The sequence below is a fragment of the Pseudomonas sp. 11/12A genome, assembly GCF_000800055.1.
In the GTDB taxonomy this organism is placed as follows: domain Bacteria; phylum Pseudomonadota; class Gammaproteobacteria; order Pseudomonadales; family Pseudomonadaceae; genus Aquipseudomonas; species Aquipseudomonas mohnii.
This window is the reverse complement of record NZ_JUGV01000001.1, coordinates 3594817-3612737: the sequence shown is the minus strand read 5'-3', so window position 1 is coordinate 3612737 and position 17921 is coordinate 3594817. Positions and strand designations below refer to the sequence as shown.

Genomic DNA, 17921 nt, shown 5'->3' with positions numbered 1-17921 from the left:
CCCGGTCCTTATTTCACGACAGAATGATGACTGTTTGATGACGCTCCGCAGAGCATCAGCATTAAATCGCCATCATCTTAGTGCTTGGCTACCGCGGTGTTGAGCTTGAGGTAGTCCAGCAGAATGCGCCCGGTCTCGCTCAGGTAGGCGTCGTCTTCTGGCTTGGTCTTGTCCGGCTCGGCCGCGATGGCGTCTTCGTCTTCTTTCTTCAGCTCTTTGAGCGGCTCTTCGCCCTTGGCCTTGCGACGGATATTCTCCATGGCCAGTTGCTTGGCTTCGATGTCGGTGTGCTGGGCACGACGGTCGGCTTCATTGAGGCTGACGGTTTTTTCTGCCATCAGTTTCTGCGCCAGGGCCAGCTTGTCGCGAATGAACACGAACTCTGCGTCCTTGGCCGTGCGCACGTCATGCTCGGATTTGAGCTGGCTGATATACGGTTTGAACGGGTCGACCGAAGGCCTGATCGCGGCTTTGATGGTGTCCCACGGCATGGCTTCCGGCAGGGCGCTCTCGCCGATTTCCTTGGTGTCGATGATCGACGGGTAATCGATGTCCGGCAGTACACCCTGATGCTGGGTGCTCTGGCCGGAAACCCGGTAGAACTTGGCCAGGGTCAGCTTCAGTTCGCCATGGTTCAGCGGCTGGATGGTCTGTACGGTGCCTTTGCCGAAGGTCTGGCCGCCGATGATCAGGGCGCGGTGGTAGTCCTGCATGGCTCCGGCGAAAATCTCCGAGGCCGAAGCGGACAGGCGGTTGACCAGCAACGCCATCGGACCTTTGTAGAACGCCCCCGGGTTTTCATCTTCCAGGACGTCGACGCGGCCATCGGCGTTGCGCACCAGCACGGTCGGACCTTTGTCGATGAACAGGCTGGTCAGCTCGGTGGCTTCCTGCAGGGAGCCGCCGCCGTTGTTGCGCAGGTCGATGACCACACCGTCGACCTTGTCTTTCTGCAACTCGGTCAGCAGTTTCTTGACGTCCCGGGTGGTGCTCTTGTAATCCGGATCACCGGCACGGAATGCCTTGAAGTCCAGGTAGAACGCCGGAATCTCGATAACGCCGAGCTTGTAGTCCTTGCCATCCTGTTTCAGGTTGAGGACCGATTTTTTCACCGCCTGATCTTCCAGCTTCACCGCTTCGCGAGTGATCGGCACGATCTTGCTGGTCTGGTCGTTCGGCGCATTGTTGGCCGGAATCACTTCCAGGCGCACCACGGTGCCTTTCGGGCCGCGGATCAGTTTGACCACTTCGTCCAGGCGCCAGCCGACCACGTCGACCATCTCTTTGTTGCCCTGTGCAACGCCGATGATCTTGTCCGCCGGTGCAACCTGTTTGGTCTTGTCCGCCGGCCCTGCCGGCACCAGGCGCACGATCTTCACTTGATCGTTATCGCTCTGCAACACAGCGCCGATGCCCTCCAGGGACAGGCTCATGTTGATGTCGAAGTTTTCCGCGTTATCCGGCGACAGATAGTTGGTGTGCGGGTCGTAGGACATGGCAAAGGTGTTGATGTAAGCCTGGAAGATGTCTTCCGCACGGGTCTGGTCCAGACGCGCCAACTGGTTCTTGTAGCGCTTGGTCAGGGTTTCCTGGATCTGTTTGGGATCCTTGCCGGCGATCTTCTGCCGCAACACTTCGTCCTTGACGCGCTTGCGCCACAGGTCATCGAGTTCTGCGGTGGATTTGAGCCAAGGGGCGTCCTTGCGATCGATCAGCAAGGTTTCCTTGGTGGTGAAGTCGATCTTGTCGACGCCCTTGTCCAGCTCTGCCAGGGCAAAATCCAGACGCGATTTGACGCGGTCCAGATAACGCTTGTAGATGGTGAACCCGGCGTTGAGGTCGCCGCTTTTGAGGAAGTCGTCGAACTGGTTCTTCCACTTGTCGAATTCGGCGATGTCGCTGGCCATGAAGTAGCTGCGCGACGGATCCAGCAGTTTGAGGTAGCTGTCGTAGATGATCGCCGAGCGCGCGTCGTCGAGCGGCGGTTTGCTGTAATGGTGACGCTTGAGCAACTCCACGACGTTCAGACTGGCGATGACTTCGTCGCGATCAGGTTGAAGCTTGTCCCAGCTGTTGGCTGCGAAAGAACTGCTCGACATCGGCAACAGGCCGATACCGATGAATAGGGCGAGGGCGGTGCTGGGGAACAAACGCTTCATGTTGATTCGACGCGGGGACAATTGATAACGCATATTAGGCCGTCTTTGAAGTCGCCGGTTCCACAAGGGCCGGTCGCATAATGCAAAAAGCCCGGTGCTACAGCTACGGGCTCAGTCCAGACTCACTATGGAGGCACTGTGAAAGCATTGCAAGGCGTTGAAGGTCAAGTGGAGTGGGTAGAAGAGCCGAGTCCGGCATGTGATGTGGGACAAGTTCGCATTCGAGTCGCTGCGGCAGGTCTCAATCGCGCCGATTTGTTGCAGAAAGCGGGCTTGTATCCGCCGCCGCCGGGGGCCAGTCAGGTGCTCGGTCTAGAGTGTTCGGGGGTGATCAGCGAGGTCGGGCCGGGTTCGTCCTGGCAACTGGGGGATAGGGTCTGCGCCTTGCTGGCCGGGGGCGGCATGGCCGAAGAGGTGGTTGTCGACGGACGGCATGTGTTGCCGGTTCCCGACGGAATGTCGTTGGCTGAAGCAGCCGCGTTGCCGGAAGTGTATGCGACCGTTTGGTTGAACCTGTTTCAACTCGCCGGGCTCAAGCCGGGTGAAAAAGTGCTGTTGCACGCTGGAGCAAGTGGAATTGGTTCAGCTGCCATTCAGTTGTGCAAAGCCTTTGGTAACCCGTGCTGGGTCAGCGTGGGCTCCGCCGAACGCCTGGCCTATTGCGAGGCGCTCGGTGCCCAGGGTGGCGTGGTGCGCAGCACCGACCTGGAGAGCTTGCGCGACCTGGGGCCGTTCGATGTCATCCTCGACCCGGTGGGCGGCAACTATTCGGCGTTGAACCTCAAACTGTTGGCGCAGGATGGGCGCTGGGTGCTGATTGGCCTGATGGGCGGTCGCGAGGCGAAGCTGGATCTGGCTCAGGTGCTGTCCAAGCGCGTGCAGTTGCTGGGATCGACCCTGCGCAGTCGCGACGATCAGTTCAAGGCCGATCTGCTCAGCGACTTGAGCCAGCATGTGTGGCCGCTGTTTGCTGAAGGACGCTTGAGTCCGCAGCTGGCCAAGACTTTTGCGATCAAGGACGCGGAAGCGGCGTTCGCGGAACTGGCGAGCAACAAGGTGGAAGGGAAGGTGGTGTTGGTGATTGACGAAAGCTTGAACTGAATCCTGTGGAAGAGTGGCTTGCCCGCGATGAACGATGACGCGGTTTGACAGAGACACCGCGTCGCCTGAAACGCGGGCAAGCCACGCTCCCATAGGGGAGTCGTTGTCATTTCCAGAGATGGATCGGCCAGCCCGCTTTCTTTGCGTGCTCGAGGAGCACCGGATCCGGATTGACCGCATGCGGGAAATCCACCTTCAACAGCAACGGCAAATCGTTGCGTGAGTCGGAATAGAAACTCGCGCCTTCGAGGTTTTCCTCTTCAGCATCCAGCCATTCCAGCAGTCGGGTGATCTTGCCTTCGCGGTAGGTCAGGGTGCCCACGGTTTTGCCGGAGTAAACCCCGTGCGCTACATCCAGTTCGATGCCGAGTATTTCGTCGATGCCCAGGCGTCCGGCGATCGGTCGCACCAGGTGGGTGCCCGAGGCGGAAATCACCAGAATGCGATCGCCGAGCTTGCGGTGCTCGGCGATGACCCGGGTGGCGCCGCTGAAGATGATCGGTTCGATGACGTCTTCGACCCATGGACCGACCAGGTGCTCGATCTCCTCCGGCGTGCGGCCGATCAACGGCTCAAGGCTGAAGGCCATGTAGTCTTCCATCGCCAGGTGGCCGCGGCCGTAGGCGTCCATCAATTCCTTGTCTCGACGCAGGAAGGATTCACCGTCGACCCAGCCGAGGCGGACCATTTGTTCACTCCACAGCGAGGCGCAGTCGCCGTGGATCAGGGTTTCGTCCAGATCAAAAATTGCCAGGGCCATCGGGTTCTCTCTGGGAACAGCTCAAGCTTAAAGCTACAAGCTGCAAGAAGTGGATTTGGGGGGCTTCAGTCTACAACTTGAAGCTAGCAGCTTGAAGCTTGGCGCTGCCTTCAAGCTACCTCACACAGCGCCGTCGGATCGATGGAAAGCGCCAGACGCTGACCATCGGGATGCAAATCGGACGCCGAACGGTTGAGCACATCCACCACCAACTCCACCCCCCGGGCTTCGATCCTGTAGCGGATCACGTTGCCCAGCAGGCTGTGGCTGCGTACCTGTGCGTCCAGCTCGCCATTGAGGCTAAGCTCGATGGCCTCCGGGCGAATCGCGATGCGATGGCTGATTGGCCGCTGCAGCAGCTTCGAGGCCGCATCGGCGTCCAGCAGGTTGTAGTTGCCGATGAACCCGGCCGCGAATACATCCACCGGTGCGGTGTACAGGGTTTCGGCGTCGCCACTCTGTACGATTTTTCCCTGATTCATCAGGAAAATACGGTCGGACATGGTCAGGGCTTCTTCCTGATCGTGGGTGACGAAGATCGTGGTCAGGCCCAATTCACGCTGGATCTGACGGATCTGTTCGCGCAAGTGCTTGCGTATTCGCGCATCGAGGGCCGACAGCGGTTCATCCAGCAGCAACAGGCGTGGTCGCGTGACCAGCGAGCGGGCGAGGGCCACGCGCTGGCATTGGCCACCCGACAGTTGATGCGGGTAGCGCGAGGCAAAGTCGTTCAGCTCGACCAGTTTCAGCACTTCGGCGACGCGTTTCTGGCTATCGTCGGCGTTGACCTTTTGCATGCGCAGACCGAAGGCGACGTTCTGCTCGACGGTCATGTTGGGGAACAGGGCGTAGCTTTGGAACACCATGCCGATTCCACGCTTTTGCGGGCTCAATGGCACGATATCGACACCATCGAGCAGGATCTTGCCACCATCTACCGACGTCAGGCCGGCGATGCAGCGCAACAGCGTCGACTTGCCGCAACCGGAGGGGCCGAGCAGGGTGACGAACTCGCCTTTCTGGATTTCGCAGTTGATGTCGCTGAACACCGTGGTGCCCGCGTAGTTTTTCTGAAGGTGTTGGACGCTGACATAGCTCATTCGCTTTTGTCCTTGTTCAAGATATTGGCCGCCCAGGTCAGAACCAGTACGAAGAAGAAGTAGGAGATCACCAGCGCACTGGTGAAGTGGCCGCTACTGTTACGCATGTTGTTGAGGTACACCTGCAGGGTTTCGTAGCGGGTACCGACGAGGATGTTGGCGAACACAAACTCACCGAACAGGAACGAGAACGACAGCAGCAACGCCACCATCAAGCCCTTGCGCAGGTTCGGCAGCACCACCAGGAACGCTGCTTGAAAGGTGCTGGCACCGAGCAGTTGGGCGGCGTCCATCAGGTCGCGCAGGTTGATCGCTTGCAGGTTATTGGTAATCGCCCGGTACATGAACGGCAACGCCACGGTGAAGTAGCAACCGATCAGAATCCAGGGCGTGCCGACCATCGCAAACGGCCCGGACCCATAGAGCTGCAGCAGTCCGACCGATGACACCACCGGCGGCACCGCGAAGGGCAGCAGGATCAGGATGTTCATCAGCGCGTCGAGTTTCGGGAAGTGGTAATGCACCACGAACAGCAGCGGCAGAATCAGCACCACCGACAGGATCAGCGCGCCGACGCAGACCAGCAGCGACTGACCGAAGGCGTGCAGGAAACGTGGATCGCTCCACAACTGCACGTACCATTTAAGGGTGAACCCGCTAGGCAAGATGGTCGCCGACCAACTGCTGGCTATCGAATAGACAAGCGTGCCGAGCAGCGGCAGCAGCAGGATGGCGAACAACAGGTAAACCACCACCCGATGGTAAATGCCGACGGGACCCAATTCAGCGCGAGACATGGTAGCTCCTCTTCAACAGCAGCTGATGCACGATGGTCACCAGGGTCATCAAGGCCACCAACACCACGGCCAGGGCACTGGCCAGGTTCGGATCGAGGGAAATGTCCCCCGAGACCATCGCCGCGATACGGATCGGCAACACGTTGAAGTTGCCGGTGGTCAGGGCGTACACCGTGGCATAGGCGCCGAGGGCGTTGGCCAGCAGGATGACGAAGGTGCCGAGCAGTGCCGGGGTCAGCACTGGCAAGCCGATGTGGCGCCAGAACTGCCAGCCGTTCGCCCCGAGCAGCTCAGCGGACTCACGCCAGTCTTCGCGCAGGGCATCGAACGCGGGGTAGAGCAGCAGCACGCCAAGGGGAATCTGGAAGTAGGTGTAGAGGATGATCAGCCCGGTTTTCGAATACAGGTTGAAATCCTGAATGATTCCCGCCTGCTTGAGCATGATGGTGAAGCTGCCGTTGAAGCCCAGCAGGATGATGAACGCGAAGGCCAATGGCACGCCGGCGAAGTTGCTGGTCATGTTGGCGAAGGCGTTGACGAAGTTGCGCAGTTTCGAATCGACCCTGCGCAGCGAATAAGCGCCGAGCACCGCGATGATGATGCCGAATACGCTGGACCAGAAGCTGATCTCGAGGCTGTACTGGATCGCCTGCAGGTAAAACTTCGAGCTGAAGATCCTGGTGAAGTTGGCCAGGCCCCATCCGGACTCTTCCGATTCCAGGCTGTTGATCATCACCCATGCCAGCGGGGCGATTTCGAACACGATAAAGAACAGTGCGAAGGGCACCAGGCACAAGGCTGCCAGCCATTTGCCGCGAGTCATGGCGTTCACTTGAGCAACTCCCGGCACACAGGTTTGTCATGGGGCACGCCCAGCAGCTCGCAGACCGTGCCGCAAATGTCCGTCTGTTTCGGCGCCGCGTCGGCATTAAAGCTGAAGGCATCGCCAAGCACGAACAGCGGCACTTCGCGTTCTTCGGGCAACAGGCCGTTATGGGAACGGTCGTTATTCATGCCGTGGTCCGCCGTCACCAGTACCTGATATCCGGCGTCGAGCCAGCCTTGCAGGTAGTCGGCGATGATGATGTCGGCCGAACGGGCGCTGTTGCGGTACTGCGGGGTGTCGAGACCGTGCTTGTGCCCGGCATCGTCGATGTTCATGGGGTGGATCAGCAAAAAATTCGGTGCGTGGCGCAGGCGCAGGTTTTCCGCGTCGGCGAACAGGTGCGAGTCGGGGTAGTGATCGTTCCAGTAGAAGTGGCCGTGCTGGATCGGCAGGTCCGGGTCGTCGGTATGACGATCCCGGGCAGGTACGAACGGGGAACGGTTGTACAGTTCGCTGACCCAGTGATAGGCCGCTGCAGCGGTTTTCAGGCCGGCATCTCTGGCGTAGTGGTAGATGCTGCGCTGGCTGGACAGGCGCGAGACGTTGTTGTGAACGATGCCGCTGTCGATCGGCGTGACGCCGGTCAGGATGCATTCGTAAAGCGGTCGGGACAGCGCCGGCAGCTCGCACTCCAGTTTGTAGAGCGCTGCGCGTCCTGCGCCGACATAGGCCTGCAGGTGCCCCATGGCATGCCGGGCAACCTCGTAGCTCAGGCCGTCGAGCACGACAAGGATGACGTTGTGCTTCATAGGGGCGATGACTCCGTGAAACGGGATATCGGAACTCACTTGGTCCACTGTGGGAGCGAGCTCCCACAGGGATTTCCATTGGCCCGTCAGTTGGCGGGCTACAGCATCACTTCATTTCGACAATGACTTCTTCGTTCCACTTCTGCGGCAGTGCCTTGGAAGTCTTCTCCCACGCATCCGCGTCCTTGATCGGCGTGACGTTTTTGTACTGCTCGTTAGGCAGCAGCTTGGCCTTCACGTCTTCCGGCAGTTTCACGTGTTCGGCACGGATCGGACGGGCGTTGCCGCGCGCCAGGTTGGTTTGGCCGGCGTCGCTGAAGATGTATTCGCGGGTCAGCTTGGCGGCGTTCGGGTTCTTGGCGTATTTGTTGATGATGGTGGTGTAGCCGGAAATCACCGAACCATCGGACGGGATCAACACCACGTAGTCATCCGGATTGGCCATCTTCGCTTTGTAGCTCAGGCCGTTGAAGTCCCAGACCACGCCGACTTCGATTTCGCCTTTTTCCATGGTCGCGATGGTCGGGTTAGCCATCGACAGGCGACCCTGTTTGGCGATATCGGCAAACATCAGCAGGGCAGGTTGCAGGTTTTTCTCGTCACCACCATTGGCCAGTGCGGCGGCCAGAACGCCGTTGGCGGCCTGTGCGGCGGTGCTCACGTCACCGATTGAGACCTTGTATTTGCCATCCTTGAGGTCGGACCACTTGGTCGGTACATCGGAACCGTGCAGCAGTTTCTTGTTGACGATAAAAGCGATGGAACCGGTGTAGGCCAGTGCCCAGTTGCCGTCCTTGTCCTTGGCCCAGTCCGGAACCTGATCCCAGGTCGTCGGTTTGTAAGGTTGCACCACGCCTTGCTTGACCGCGATCGGGCCGAAGGCAGCACCGACGTCGCCGATGTCGGCGCTGGCGTTGTCTTTTTCAGCGGCGAACTTGGCGATTTCCTGTGCCGAGCTCATGTCGGTGTCGATGTGTTTGAGGCCATAAGTCTTGGCCAGGTCGGCCCAGGTGCCTTTCCAGTTGGCCCAGTCATCGGGCATGCCGACGCTATTCACTGCGCCTTCCGCTTTCGCAGCGGCTTCAAGGGTTTTCAAATCATCAGCCGCCATGGCGGCGGTGCACATGGCAATGGTCGAGCCTAACAGTGATGCCAGGAAAAGCTGTTTCATTCCGAAGCTCCTATGGGCGTTTTCAACGCTGCGATTGCGATTGTTTTGGTCTAGGTCAGCAATACCTGAGCCAATTTAAGCGGGCTCGATGACACTTTGATGTCGTTCGTCGCCCTGCAAGACTTTTATTCGCACGGTATTGGAGGGTGCCCGGTAAGCGTAGACCATGGGCAAGGGCCCGCTACACAGGGGACTTGGCCGGTGAATTGCAGGTTTTCAATTGACCGTTGGCTCACGTTTGAGATGACCGTTCGGTAGGTTGTCATCTCTCAGTCATCTGCACTGCCTACGCTTGCAGGGCGTTGATTGAACCGATTTGTCGTGCGGTTCCGCCCCGAAACAGTGCTGGTCTAGTCCAGATAGGTAACATTGATGCGCGATGAGGCAACAAAAGCGGTGACAGCCATTGGCCAGGTGCTTCAGGAGCAGCTCGACCACGGGCTATTGGCTCCAGGCAGCAAATTGCCGGCCGAGCGAAAACTCAGTGAGTTGTTCGGCACCACGCGGATCACCGTGCGTGAGGCCTTGTTGCAACTGGAAGCCCAGGGGCAGATCTACCGCGAAGAGCGACGGGGCTGGTTCGTCTCGCCGCCGCGTCTGGCCTACAACCTGATGCAGCGCAGTCACTTTCACGCGATGGTCAGCGCCCAGGGGCGGGTGCCGTCTACCGAAGTGATTTCGGCGCGATTGCAGCCGGCATCAGCGGCGGTCTGCGCCTGGTTGCAACTGCCGGCATTGTCGAGCGTGATTCAGATTTGTCGCTCACGGCGTATCGATGGGCGGCTGGTGTTGTACGTGGAGCACTACCTCAATCCGCAGTATTTTCCGGGGATTCTGGCGTTCGATCTGAATCAGTCGATCACCGAGCTGTACGCGCGACACTACGATTTGCACTATGGCCGGGTGCGCTTCGAGATTGTGCCGACCGCGTTGTCGGCCGATGCGGCGGCGGCGTTGCGCGTTTCGGTGGGCAGCCCGGGCTTGCGCATCGCCCGGGTCAATTACGATCAGCATGAACGCTTGATCGACTGCGATCTGGAGTTCTGGCGACATGATGCGATTCATGTCGGGGTGGATGTGGTCTAAGGGTAGCCTCGAGCTGCAAGGTTAAAGCGACAAGCCCTGGACCAGCCGCGTTCATTCCTTTTGCGGTCCACCACCGGCCGTGATGACCTGCACGCTCATCCGCGGGGTGGCCAGATCCATCCCGGCTTCATCCAGATGCCGTTTCAGCAACAGATTGAACGCCCGGGACACTTCCCATTGTTTGATCGGCGCGGTCTTGAAGCGGGCGCGCAGAATCGCGTTGCCGGACTCGAAGCTTTCCACACCCTGAATCTCCAGCGGCGACCAGATGTCGCGCCGTTGCAGCGGATCGGTGCGCATTTTCTGGCCGACCTCGCGCATCAGTTTGATCGCGTTGTCGATATCCATGCTCGCAGGCACCGCGACCCGGAAGATCGCGTAGCCGAATTCCCGTGAATAGTTTTTGATGCTTTTGATTTCGCTGAACGGAATGGTGTGGACGATGCCGTCGATATCCCGCAGGCGCACGGTACGAATGGTCAGGCCTTCGACGGTCCCCATGTGGCCGCCGACGTCGACGTAGTCATCGATGGCCAGGGAGTCTTCAATGATGATGAACAGCCCGGTGATCAGGTCGGCCACCAGCGACTGGGCACCGAAACCGATCGCCAGACCGATCACGCCGGCACCGGCCAGCAGCGGCGTGACATTCATGCCCATGTTCGCCAGGGCGACGATCAGCGCGATGATGAAGATTGCCACGAACAGCACGTTTCGAATCAGCGGCATCATCGTCTGCGCACGGGCATTGGCCAGGCCTTTGCGCGAGCGGGTGAGGGCGTGATGCACGGCGGTATCGCTGAGAATCCAGATCAGCCAGGCAAAGATCAGCGTGCCACCGAGGCTGAACAGTTTGACGCTGACCTCATGGCCTTCGCCTTCAGTGAAGCGGATCAGCGACATGCCCCAGACCCGCAGGCCGAGTTCGATGAACGCCAGCCACACCAACAGGTGGGTGAGGGTGTAGAAAAAGCTGTTCAGGCGTTCCGAGTACAGTGCGTGGCGCTTCATGCCGCGTTGCGGCTTGAGGGCATGGCGGCGCACCAGCCCGTTGATCACCATGCACAGCACTAGCAGCACGGTGCAGATCAGCGACTGACGCAGTGCGGTGCTGGTATCGCCAGCCGAGACAAAGGTGGCGAACAGGGAAATCCCTACCAGCACCAGTGCCGGCACGTACCAGAAGGTGCCAAGAATTTCGATGGTATCGCTAAGGGCGCGGCGGGTCAGGCGCCGGGACAGCGGCTGATTGCGGATCAAGTGGGCAATCGGCCGACGGAATCGCAAGATAAACAAGCCGGTGGACAGCGCGGCCAATACATTGGCCGACGTCGCGGCGGTGTGCGCCAAATGTCTGCCAAGGCTGTCGCTCAGTCGTGGGTCGTTCAGCGCTTCACCGAACGCGGCGAAGCTGCCGATCAGCCACAACGGCCGAAAGGCCTGATGCCGAAGGATGTACAAGGCGCGGTGGCGGTGCGGACCTTCGAGCAAGGAAAAGGCGATCACGCAGATCGCGGAAAAACAGGTGCCGACCACCAGCGCATAGGCCAGCACCATGGCCAGGCTTTTGCCCAACGACGAGGGTAGCGCGTAGCTCATGTACACCGTGATGACCAAGGCAATCAGCCAGGGGCCGAGTTTTCGCAACGCGAAACGCAGCATGTCCAGGGCCTTGGGGTGTTGCGGCAGTTCTTCGGTGAGGCCGAAGCGCATGCGCACCCGATGGCTGATCCAGATCAGCGCTGCCGCCAGCAGGCTCCAGACCATCAGGATCATGGCGAAGGCGAAAGCGATGGGTAGCCATTCATTGGCCGGCAGCGCCAGTGCCATCAGTTCGTCCGTGGCCAGGTCGAACTCGTTGGACCAACGGGTGATCGGGCTGTCGGCTTCGGAAAACTGTTTTCCGAGACTGGCCAGGGTCCCGCCAATCAGGCCCAGCACGCCCTCTTCGGTGATGGGTTGGGCCTTTTTCGCGGCGTCGCGCAGCTTCTTCAGATCCGCCAGTAGCTGGGTTCGCTGCTGATCGTTCTCCAGTGATTTGATCACTTCGTCCAAGGATTGCCCCAAGGGTTCCTGTGCCTCGGGCTGGGTTTTCGCCGGGCTGAGCAGGCTTGGCAGACCGACCGCCTGGGCAGGCGCCATCGGCAGCAGCGTCATGAGGCAGAGCAGGAACAGGCACGGTAGGGCGAGCAGGCGAGCGAACACTAGGCGGTCAACCTCGGGGTGAGCGGGTCGATCGAGTGTACGAGCCCGCGAAAATCAATGCGAGTCGGGGGGAGGATTTATTCGTTGAGTTTGGCGAGGATCTTGAACACCACGGTGGCGAGGATGGTGAGCATGCCGATCCACATGGCGAACACGCCGAGATTCTTGTCGCGAAAATTGAAGCCGACGGCCAGCAGAATCATCCCGGTCAGAATCGGGATCAGCATGGCGTGGAACGAAGAGAGTGAGATCATGGCGACTGCCTTGTCGAAAGCAATGGTTAAAGTTTAGGTGGCTTTTGGTGGGGCGGGATGATGTGTATCAGAAATGAACCACTGCAATCATGAACTTTGCGTTGAATGAGCTGGCGTCATCGCGGGCAAGCCCGCTCCCACAGGTGAATGCGAATCCTGTGGGGGCGGGCTTGCCCGCGACGTTTTCCAGGGGTTACGGCAGTTCGCGGCTGGCGTAGAACGCGCTCAACACTTTGACCAGGTGTGCCAGGTCATGGCTGCCGCACAGTTCGCGAATCGAGTGCATGGCGAAGGTCGGCAGGCCGATGTCCACGGTGCGCACCCCCAGATGGCTGGCGGTGATCGGGCCGATGGTCGAGCCGCAGCCCATGTCGCTGCGCACCACGAAGCTTTGCACTGGCACTTCTTCGGCCATGCACAGGTGGCGGAAGAACCCGGCGGTTTCGCTGTTGGTGGCGTAACGCTGGTTGCTGTTGACCTTGATCACCGGGCCAGCGTTGAGTTTCGGGCCGTGGTTGGCGTCATGCTTGTCGGCGTAGTTCGGGTGCACGCCGTGAGCGTTGTCAGCCGAGACCAGCAGGGATTTCTGAATGGTCCGTACGAATTCATCACCTTCGGGCAGCAGGCGGCGCAGCGTCTGCTCCAGCATCGGGCCATCGGCGCCGCACGCCGAGCAGGAACCGACTTCTTCGTGGTCGTTGCAGACCAATACGCAGGTTTCTTCAGTGTCGGCGTTGAGCAGCGCTTGCAGGCCGGCGTAGCACGACAGCAGGTTGTCCAGGCGCGCGCCGGCGATGAAGTCGCCATGCAGGCCGATGACGGCGGCGCTTTGGGTGTCGTAGAAACTCAACTCGTAATCGAGCACGACGTCGGCGTTCAGCCCGTGTTCGCGGGCGAGCTGGTCGGTGAGCACGGCGCGGAAATCCACGCGTTCGTCGCCGGCAAATTGTGCAAGCACAGGCGGCAGCTCGGTCTGGGCGTTGATCGCCCAGCCCATGTTGGCTTCGCGATTGAGGTGAATGGCCAGGTTCGGGATGATCGCAATCGGTGCCTTGAAGTCGATCAACTGGCTTTCGACCTTGCCGTCGCGACGGAAGGTCACGCGGCCAGCCAGGGACAGGTCACGGTCGAACCAGGGGGCCAGCAGTGCGCCGCCATAGACTTCGACACCCAGCTGCCAGAAACCCTGGCGCTGCAGTTCCGGCTGCGGCTTGACCCGCAGGCAAGGGCTGTCCGTGTGGGCGCCAACCAGGCGAATACCGCCGTGCAGTGGCGAGTGGCGGCCCATCTTGATCGCGACGATCGAAGAGTCGTTACGGGTGACGTAGTAGCGGCCATTGGTCTCGGTATTCCATGGCTCGCGCTCGTCGAGGCGCTGATAGCCCGCCGCTTCCAGACGCTGAACAAGGCTGGCGGTGGCATGGAACGGGGTGGGGGAGGCCTTGAGGAAGTCGATCAGGCCTTGGTTCAACTCTTCGCGCATGTGCTAACTCCAGACAGCAATGGCGCCAGTTTAACGTATTGGCCTGGTAAATGGCGTCGCACTGATGGTGCGGCTGGTCACCGACATTGAATCTGGACGAGAACCCTGTGGGAGCGAGCTTGCTCCCACAGGTTTTGCGCCCGTGGTTCAGAACGGTGCCGGGCACTCGAAACGCAGGCGTTCACCGGTCTGGGGATGGGTGAAGCTGAGCATGCTCGCATGCAGGCACAGTCGCGGCCAGGCGGCCAGGGCCTGCTCGTGGGCGTAGAGCCCGTCGCCCAGCAACGGATGGCCGATGGACAGCATGTGCACGCGCAGTTGATGCGAGCGACCGGTGATGGGCGTCAGCTCGACGCGGCACCAGTCGCCGCAACGCTCCAGCACACGCCAGAACGTCAGGGCGTGTTTGCCGAATTCATGGTCGACCACGTGGCGTGGCTTGGTCGGTGGGTCGTAGCGCAGTGGCAAATCGATGCTGCCGCTGTCGAGTTCCGGCTGACCCCAGCACAGTGCGGTGTAGGCTTTTTCGGTTTCGCGGTCGTGAAACTGCCGGGACAGCTCGCGATGAGTGTCCGGGTCACGGGCCAGCAGAATGATGCCGGATGTTTCCCAATCCAGTCGGTGGACGATTCGCGCTTCCGGGTAGCCATTTTCTTGCAGGCGGGTGATCAGACAGTCCTTGTTGTCGTCGGCCCGGCCGGGGACGGAAAGCAACAGGGTCGGCTTGTTCACCACCAGCACGGCGGCGTCCTGGTGAAGGATGTGAATATTGGACAACGGCATTAAAACAGCCTCGTTACAAACGCCAACGGCGGCTCGATCATTCATACGCCCCTCTCTGTGGGAGCCGGCTTGCTGGCGATGCAGGCAACGCGGTCTGACTGTCACAACGCGTTGATGCTATCGCTGGCAAGCCAGCTCCCACAGGGAAGGCGTTTCGAATGATCGAGCCGCCGTGGCTCCTGCCGGATCGACTCAGCGATCTGGCAGGGTGATGTTGAGTTCCAGAATCGAGCAGCTGCCCTGGCTTTCCAGTGCGACGTGCACGTCATCGGACCCGATATTGACGTACTTGCGGATCACCTCGACCAGTTCCTTCTGCAAGGCCGGCAGGTAGTCCGGGGTGCTGCGTTGGCCGCGTTCGTGCGCCACGATGATCTGTAGACGCTCTTTCGCTACCGACGCGGTGCTTTGCTTTTTGTTGGCACGAAAGAAGTCAAAAAGGTTCATTGCTTAGTTGCCTCCAAACAGGCGCTCGAAGAATCCCTTCTTCTGTACATCGAGGAATCGATGATTCACGGACTTGCCCAGCAGGCGATCAACGGTATCGCTGTAGGCCTGGCCGGCATCGCTCTGGTCGTCGAGAATCACCGGCACGCCCTGGTTGGATGCCTTGAGCACCGCCTGGGATTCCGGGATCACGCCGAGCAGGGTCACCGAGAGGATTTCCTTGACGTCTTCCACGCCGAGCATTTCGCCTTTGCTCACACGCTCCGGGTTGTAACGGGTAATCAGCAGGTGTTCCTTGATCGGATCCTGACCTTGTTCGGCACGACGGGACTTGCTGGCCAGCAGGCCGAGCATGCGGTCGGAGTCACGAACCGAGGACACTTCCGGGTTGGTCACGACAATCGCTTCGTCAGCGAAGTACATGGCCAGGTGGGCGCCTTTTTCGATGCCGGCCGGGGAGTCGCAGACGACGAACTCAAACTGTTCCTTGAGCTCCATCAGGACTTTTTCCACGCCTTCAACGGTCAGCGCGTCTTTGTCGCGGGTCTGGCTGGCGGCCAGGACGTAGAGGTTTTCCAGGCGCTTGTCTTTGATCAGGGCCTGTTGCAGGTTGGCTTCGCCGTTGACGACGTTGACGAAGTCATACACCACGCGGCGCTCGCAACCCATGATCAAGTCGAGGTTACGCAGGCCGACGTCGAAGTCGACGATAACTGTTTTGTGACCGCGCAAAGCGAGGCCTGTACCGATAGCGGCGCTGGTGGTGGTCTTACCCACACCACCCTTGCCGGATGTAACCACGAGAATCTTGGCCAAGGTGTTTCACCCCTAAGGAAAAAGGACTTTTAGCCCCTGAAAAACATCTCTTGAAAACTACTGCAGTCGGACAGCCTTGGCTGGAACCCGGTACCTGGCGGCGTTTACCCCCGGTAAACACTGCTTTCGACCTTTTTCCTACTTCGTTTGAGCCGTTTTCGCTACGTTTTAGAGATGCTTGGAAAATGCGGCAGTATCCGTTAAAGCCGAATGATGTTCAACACGTCGCCCGACAGGCTGACCTGTACGCCCGAACCCCATAGAGGGTCGCGACGCAAGTCCTCGGAAACCTTGTAATGACCGGCGATGGAGACCAGTTCAGCGCTCATTTGCTGACAGAAAATCCTGGCTTTCGTGTCGCCTTTGACCCCGGCCAACACACGGCCACGCATGGGGCCGTATACATGGATGTTGCCATCGGCGAGAAGTTCCGCGCCGGGGCTGACCGACGAGATCACCACCAGGTCACTGCCCTGGGCATAGATCTGCTGACCACCGCGCACCGGCGAGGTGATGATTTTCGTCGGCTTGATGGTCGGCTCCGGTGGTTTTTCCGGTTTTTTCACCACCACGCCTTCGTTCAGGTCCAGCGGTCGTTCACGGGCGCCGGAGGGCGGCAACACGGGCAGATCGACGGCAATGGCGGCCGCAATGTCTTCGATGCGGTTGGCGCGGATCGCCAGGGTGCGCAGACCATGCTGGCGGCAGACCCGCATCAGCCCCGGCAAGTCGACGGAGCCTTCGTTGGCCGGGAGTTTGTCCAGGGCCAGTACCAGCGGCGCGTTGCTGAAGAAGTTCGGCGCCTGGGCGACCTTGGCGGCCAGTTGCCGGTCAAGGCTTTCGAGGTCGTTACGGGCCAGTTCCAGCACCGTAATGGCGAGCATGCTGCCCTTCAGCTGGAACACGGGATCTTGGTCTAGCGGTTCGGTTTGGCTCATGGTCGGCATACAACGACTTGTCACTAAAAGTGCCGAGACTTATAACGAGAACGCCCGCAGGCCGCAAGCCGGGTCGAACGATGTAGAATGCGCGGCCATCGTCTTTTCGGAACCTTTAATGGATCGCCCGCGTTTTCGAACAACCTTTCTTTCTCCGCGCTTCTGGCCGCTGTGGTGCGGCCTGGGGCTGTTGTGGCTGATCGTGCAGTTGCCGTATCCGGCATTGTTGTGGATCGGTCGTGTGCTGGGCGCGTTCATGTATCGGGTGGCCGGCGACCGACGGCGCATCGCCAAGCGCAATCTTGAGCTGTGTTTCCCTGAAAAGACCGCTGCCGAGCGCAAACGCCTGCTCAAGGAAAATTTCGCCTCCACCGGCATCGCCTTTTTCGAAATGGCCATGAGCTGGTGGTGGTCACGCAAGCGTCTGGCGAAGCTGGCCCATGTCGAAGGGCTGGAGCATTTGAAAGAGGCCCAGCGCGACGGCAAGGGCGTGATCCTGATGGCGCTGCATTTCACCACGCTGGAAATAGGCGCGGCATTGCTGGGCCAGCAGCACACCATCGACGGCATGTACCGCGAACACAAAAACCCGTTGTTCGACTACGTCCAGCGCCGTGGCCGTGAGCGGCACAACCTCGATTCGCTGGCAGTGGAGCGTGATGACGTGCGCGGCATGCTCAAACTGCTTCGGGCGGGCCGGGCGATCTGGTACGCGCCCGACCAGGATTACGGCGCCAAGCAGAGTATTTTTGTACCGTTGTTCGGCATTCAGGCGGCGACTGTCACCGCCACCAGCAAGTTTGCGCGGCTGGGCAAGGCCCTGGTCGTGCCGTTCACCCAGGAACGCCTGGCGGACGGCAGCGGTTATCGCCTGGTGATTCATGCACCGCTCGAAGGCTTCCCCGGCGAAACCGAAGAGGCCGACTGCCTGCGGATCAACCAGTGGATCGAAGGCGTCTTGCGCGAATGTCCGGAGCAATACCTCTGGGCCCATCGCCGCTTCAAGAGTCGCCCACCCGGCGAGCCCAAGCTGTACGCCAAACGCGGTTGAAGCACGATCTCCTGTAGGAGCGAGCCTGCTCGCGAAGAGCCTGAGAGCGCCGTGGGGTGTCAGCCCCCCGGCGTTATCGTTGACGACCTCGGCTAGCAGGCTCGCTCCTGCAGTGACATCCCATAAAGCACCATG

At 60.0% G+C, this 17921-nt stretch carries 17 protein-coding genes; 3 read left to right on the top strand and 14 right to left on the bottom strand.

The features are described 5' to 3' along the window. Positions 1-77 precede the first annotated feature (77 nt). Entirely contained in the window at positions 78-2159 is a 2082-nt protein-coding gene (locus tag GQ39_RS16560; protein ID WP_167361787.1) for a carboxy terminal-processing peptidase, read from the bottom strand. 138 nt (positions 2160-2297) lie between these two features. Between GQ39_RS16560 and GQ39_RS16555 the strand changes: the two genes are divergently transcribed. Then, entirely contained in the window at positions 2298-3260 is a 963-nt protein-coding gene (locus tag GQ39_RS16555) for a zinc-binding dehydrogenase (protein ID WP_047531718.1), read from the top strand. A gap of 106 nt (positions 3261-3366) precedes the next feature. Here GQ39_RS16555 and GQ39_RS16550 read toward each other — a convergent pair whose 3' ends face one another. The 6 genes from GQ39_RS16550 to GQ39_RS16525 all read right to left on the bottom strand — a co-directional run bounded on the left by GQ39_RS16550 (position 3367) and on the right by GQ39_RS16525 (position 8723). Further along, positions 3367-4020: an HAD family hydrolase gene (locus tag GQ39_RS16550; protein ID WP_047531716.1), complete on the bottom strand. Its 654-nt coding sequence runs from the start codon at positions 4018-4020 to the stop codon at positions 3367-3369. A gap of 110 nt (positions 4021-4130) precedes the next feature. After that, positions 4131-5120: an ABC transporter ATP-binding protein gene (locus GQ39_RS16545; protein ID WP_047531715.1), complete on the bottom strand. Its 990-nt coding sequence runs from the start codon at positions 5118-5120 to the stop codon at positions 4131-4133. Beyond that, entirely contained in the window at positions 5117-5917 is an 801-nt protein-coding gene (locus GQ39_RS16540; RefSeq protein WP_047531714.1) for an ABC transporter permease, read from the bottom strand. Before GQ39_RS16540 ends, GQ39_RS16545 begins: the two co-directional genes overlap by 4 nt. Beyond that, positions 5904-6740 (bottom strand): ABC transporter permease, encoded by an 837-nt coding sequence (locus tag GQ39_RS16535; RefSeq protein ID WP_161793951.1) that lies wholly within the window; start codon positions 6738-6740, stop codon positions 5904-5906. The genes GQ39_RS16540 and GQ39_RS16535 overlap by 14 nt, the downstream gene beginning before the upstream one ends. Before the next feature lie 5 nt (positions 6741-6745). Then, complete coding sequence (locus tag GQ39_RS16530; protein WP_047531711.1) at positions 6746-7552, bottom strand: alkaline phosphatase family protein; 807 nt, start codon at positions 7550-7552, stop codon at positions 6746-6748. A 106-nt stretch (positions 7553-7658) separates the two neighbouring features. Next, the gene (locus GQ39_RS16525; protein ID WP_047531708.1) at positions 7659-8723 is read right to left on the bottom strand and encodes an ABC transporter substrate-binding protein; all 1065 of its coding nucleotides are present in this window, start codon (positions 8721-8723) and stop codon (positions 7659-7661) included. Between the two features lie 372 nt (positions 8724-9095). Here GQ39_RS16525 and GQ39_RS16520 point away from each other — a divergent pair, with 372 nt between their 5' ends. Beyond that, entirely contained in the window at positions 9096-9809 is a 714-nt protein-coding gene (locus GQ39_RS16520; RefSeq protein ID WP_047531705.1) for a UTRA domain-containing protein, read from the top strand. A gap of 51 nt (positions 9810-9860) precedes the next feature. Here GQ39_RS16520 and GQ39_RS16515 read toward each other — a convergent pair whose 3' ends face one another. The 7 genes from GQ39_RS16515 to minC all read right to left on the bottom strand — a co-directional run bounded on the left by GQ39_RS16515 (position 9861) and on the right by minC (position 16735). Continuing rightward, positions 9861-12014 (bottom strand): mechanosensitive ion channel family protein, encoded by a 2154-nt coding sequence (locus tag GQ39_RS16515; protein ID WP_047531701.1) that lies wholly within the window; start codon positions 12012-12014, stop codon positions 9861-9863. 77 nt (positions 12015-12091) lie between these two features. After that, a complete protein-coding gene (locus GQ39_RS33040; RefSeq protein WP_167361786.1) occupies positions 12092-12268 on the bottom strand; it encodes a hypothetical protein in 177 nt (58 codons plus the stop codon). A 193-nt stretch (positions 12269-12461) separates the two neighbouring features. Continuing rightward, complete coding sequence (locus tag GQ39_RS16510) at positions 12462-13751, bottom strand: M18 family aminopeptidase (protein WP_047531698.1); 1290 nt, start codon at positions 13749-13751, stop codon at positions 12462-12464. A gap of 147 nt (positions 13752-13898) precedes the next feature. Further along, positions 13899-14534 carry an RluA family pseudouridine synthase gene (locus tag GQ39_RS16505; RefSeq protein ID WP_047531695.1) on the bottom strand — a complete coding sequence of 212 codons (636 nt, stop codon included), beginning with the start codon at positions 14532-14534 and terminating at the stop codon, positions 13899-13901. A gap of 192 nt (positions 14535-14726) precedes the next feature. Beyond that, a complete protein-coding gene (minE, locus tag GQ39_RS16500; protein ID WP_007974947.1) occupies positions 14727-14981 on the bottom strand; it encodes a cell division topological specificity factor MinE in 255 nt (84 codons plus the stop codon). Positions 14982-14984: 3 nt separating this feature from the next. Then, positions 14985-15797: a septum site-determining protein MinD gene (gene minD, locus GQ39_RS16495; protein WP_047531687.1), complete on the bottom strand. Its 813-nt coding sequence runs from the start codon at positions 15795-15797 to the stop codon at positions 14985-14987. Positions 15798-15997: 200 nt separating this feature from the next. Further along, the gene (gene minC / locus GQ39_RS16490; RefSeq protein ID WP_047538957.1) at positions 15998-16735 is read right to left on the bottom strand and encodes a septum site-determining protein MinC; all 738 of its coding nucleotides are present in this window, start codon (positions 16733-16735) and stop codon (positions 15998-16000) included. Between the two features lie 118 nt (positions 16736-16853). Here minC and GQ39_RS16485 point away from each other — a divergent pair, with 118 nt between their 5' ends. Then, the gene (locus GQ39_RS16485; protein WP_047531685.1) at positions 16854-17786 is read left to right on the top strand and encodes a lipid A biosynthesis lauroyl acyltransferase; all 933 of its coding nucleotides are present in this window, start codon (positions 16854-16856) and stop codon (positions 17784-17786) included. Positions 17787-17921: the final 135 nt, after the last annotated feature.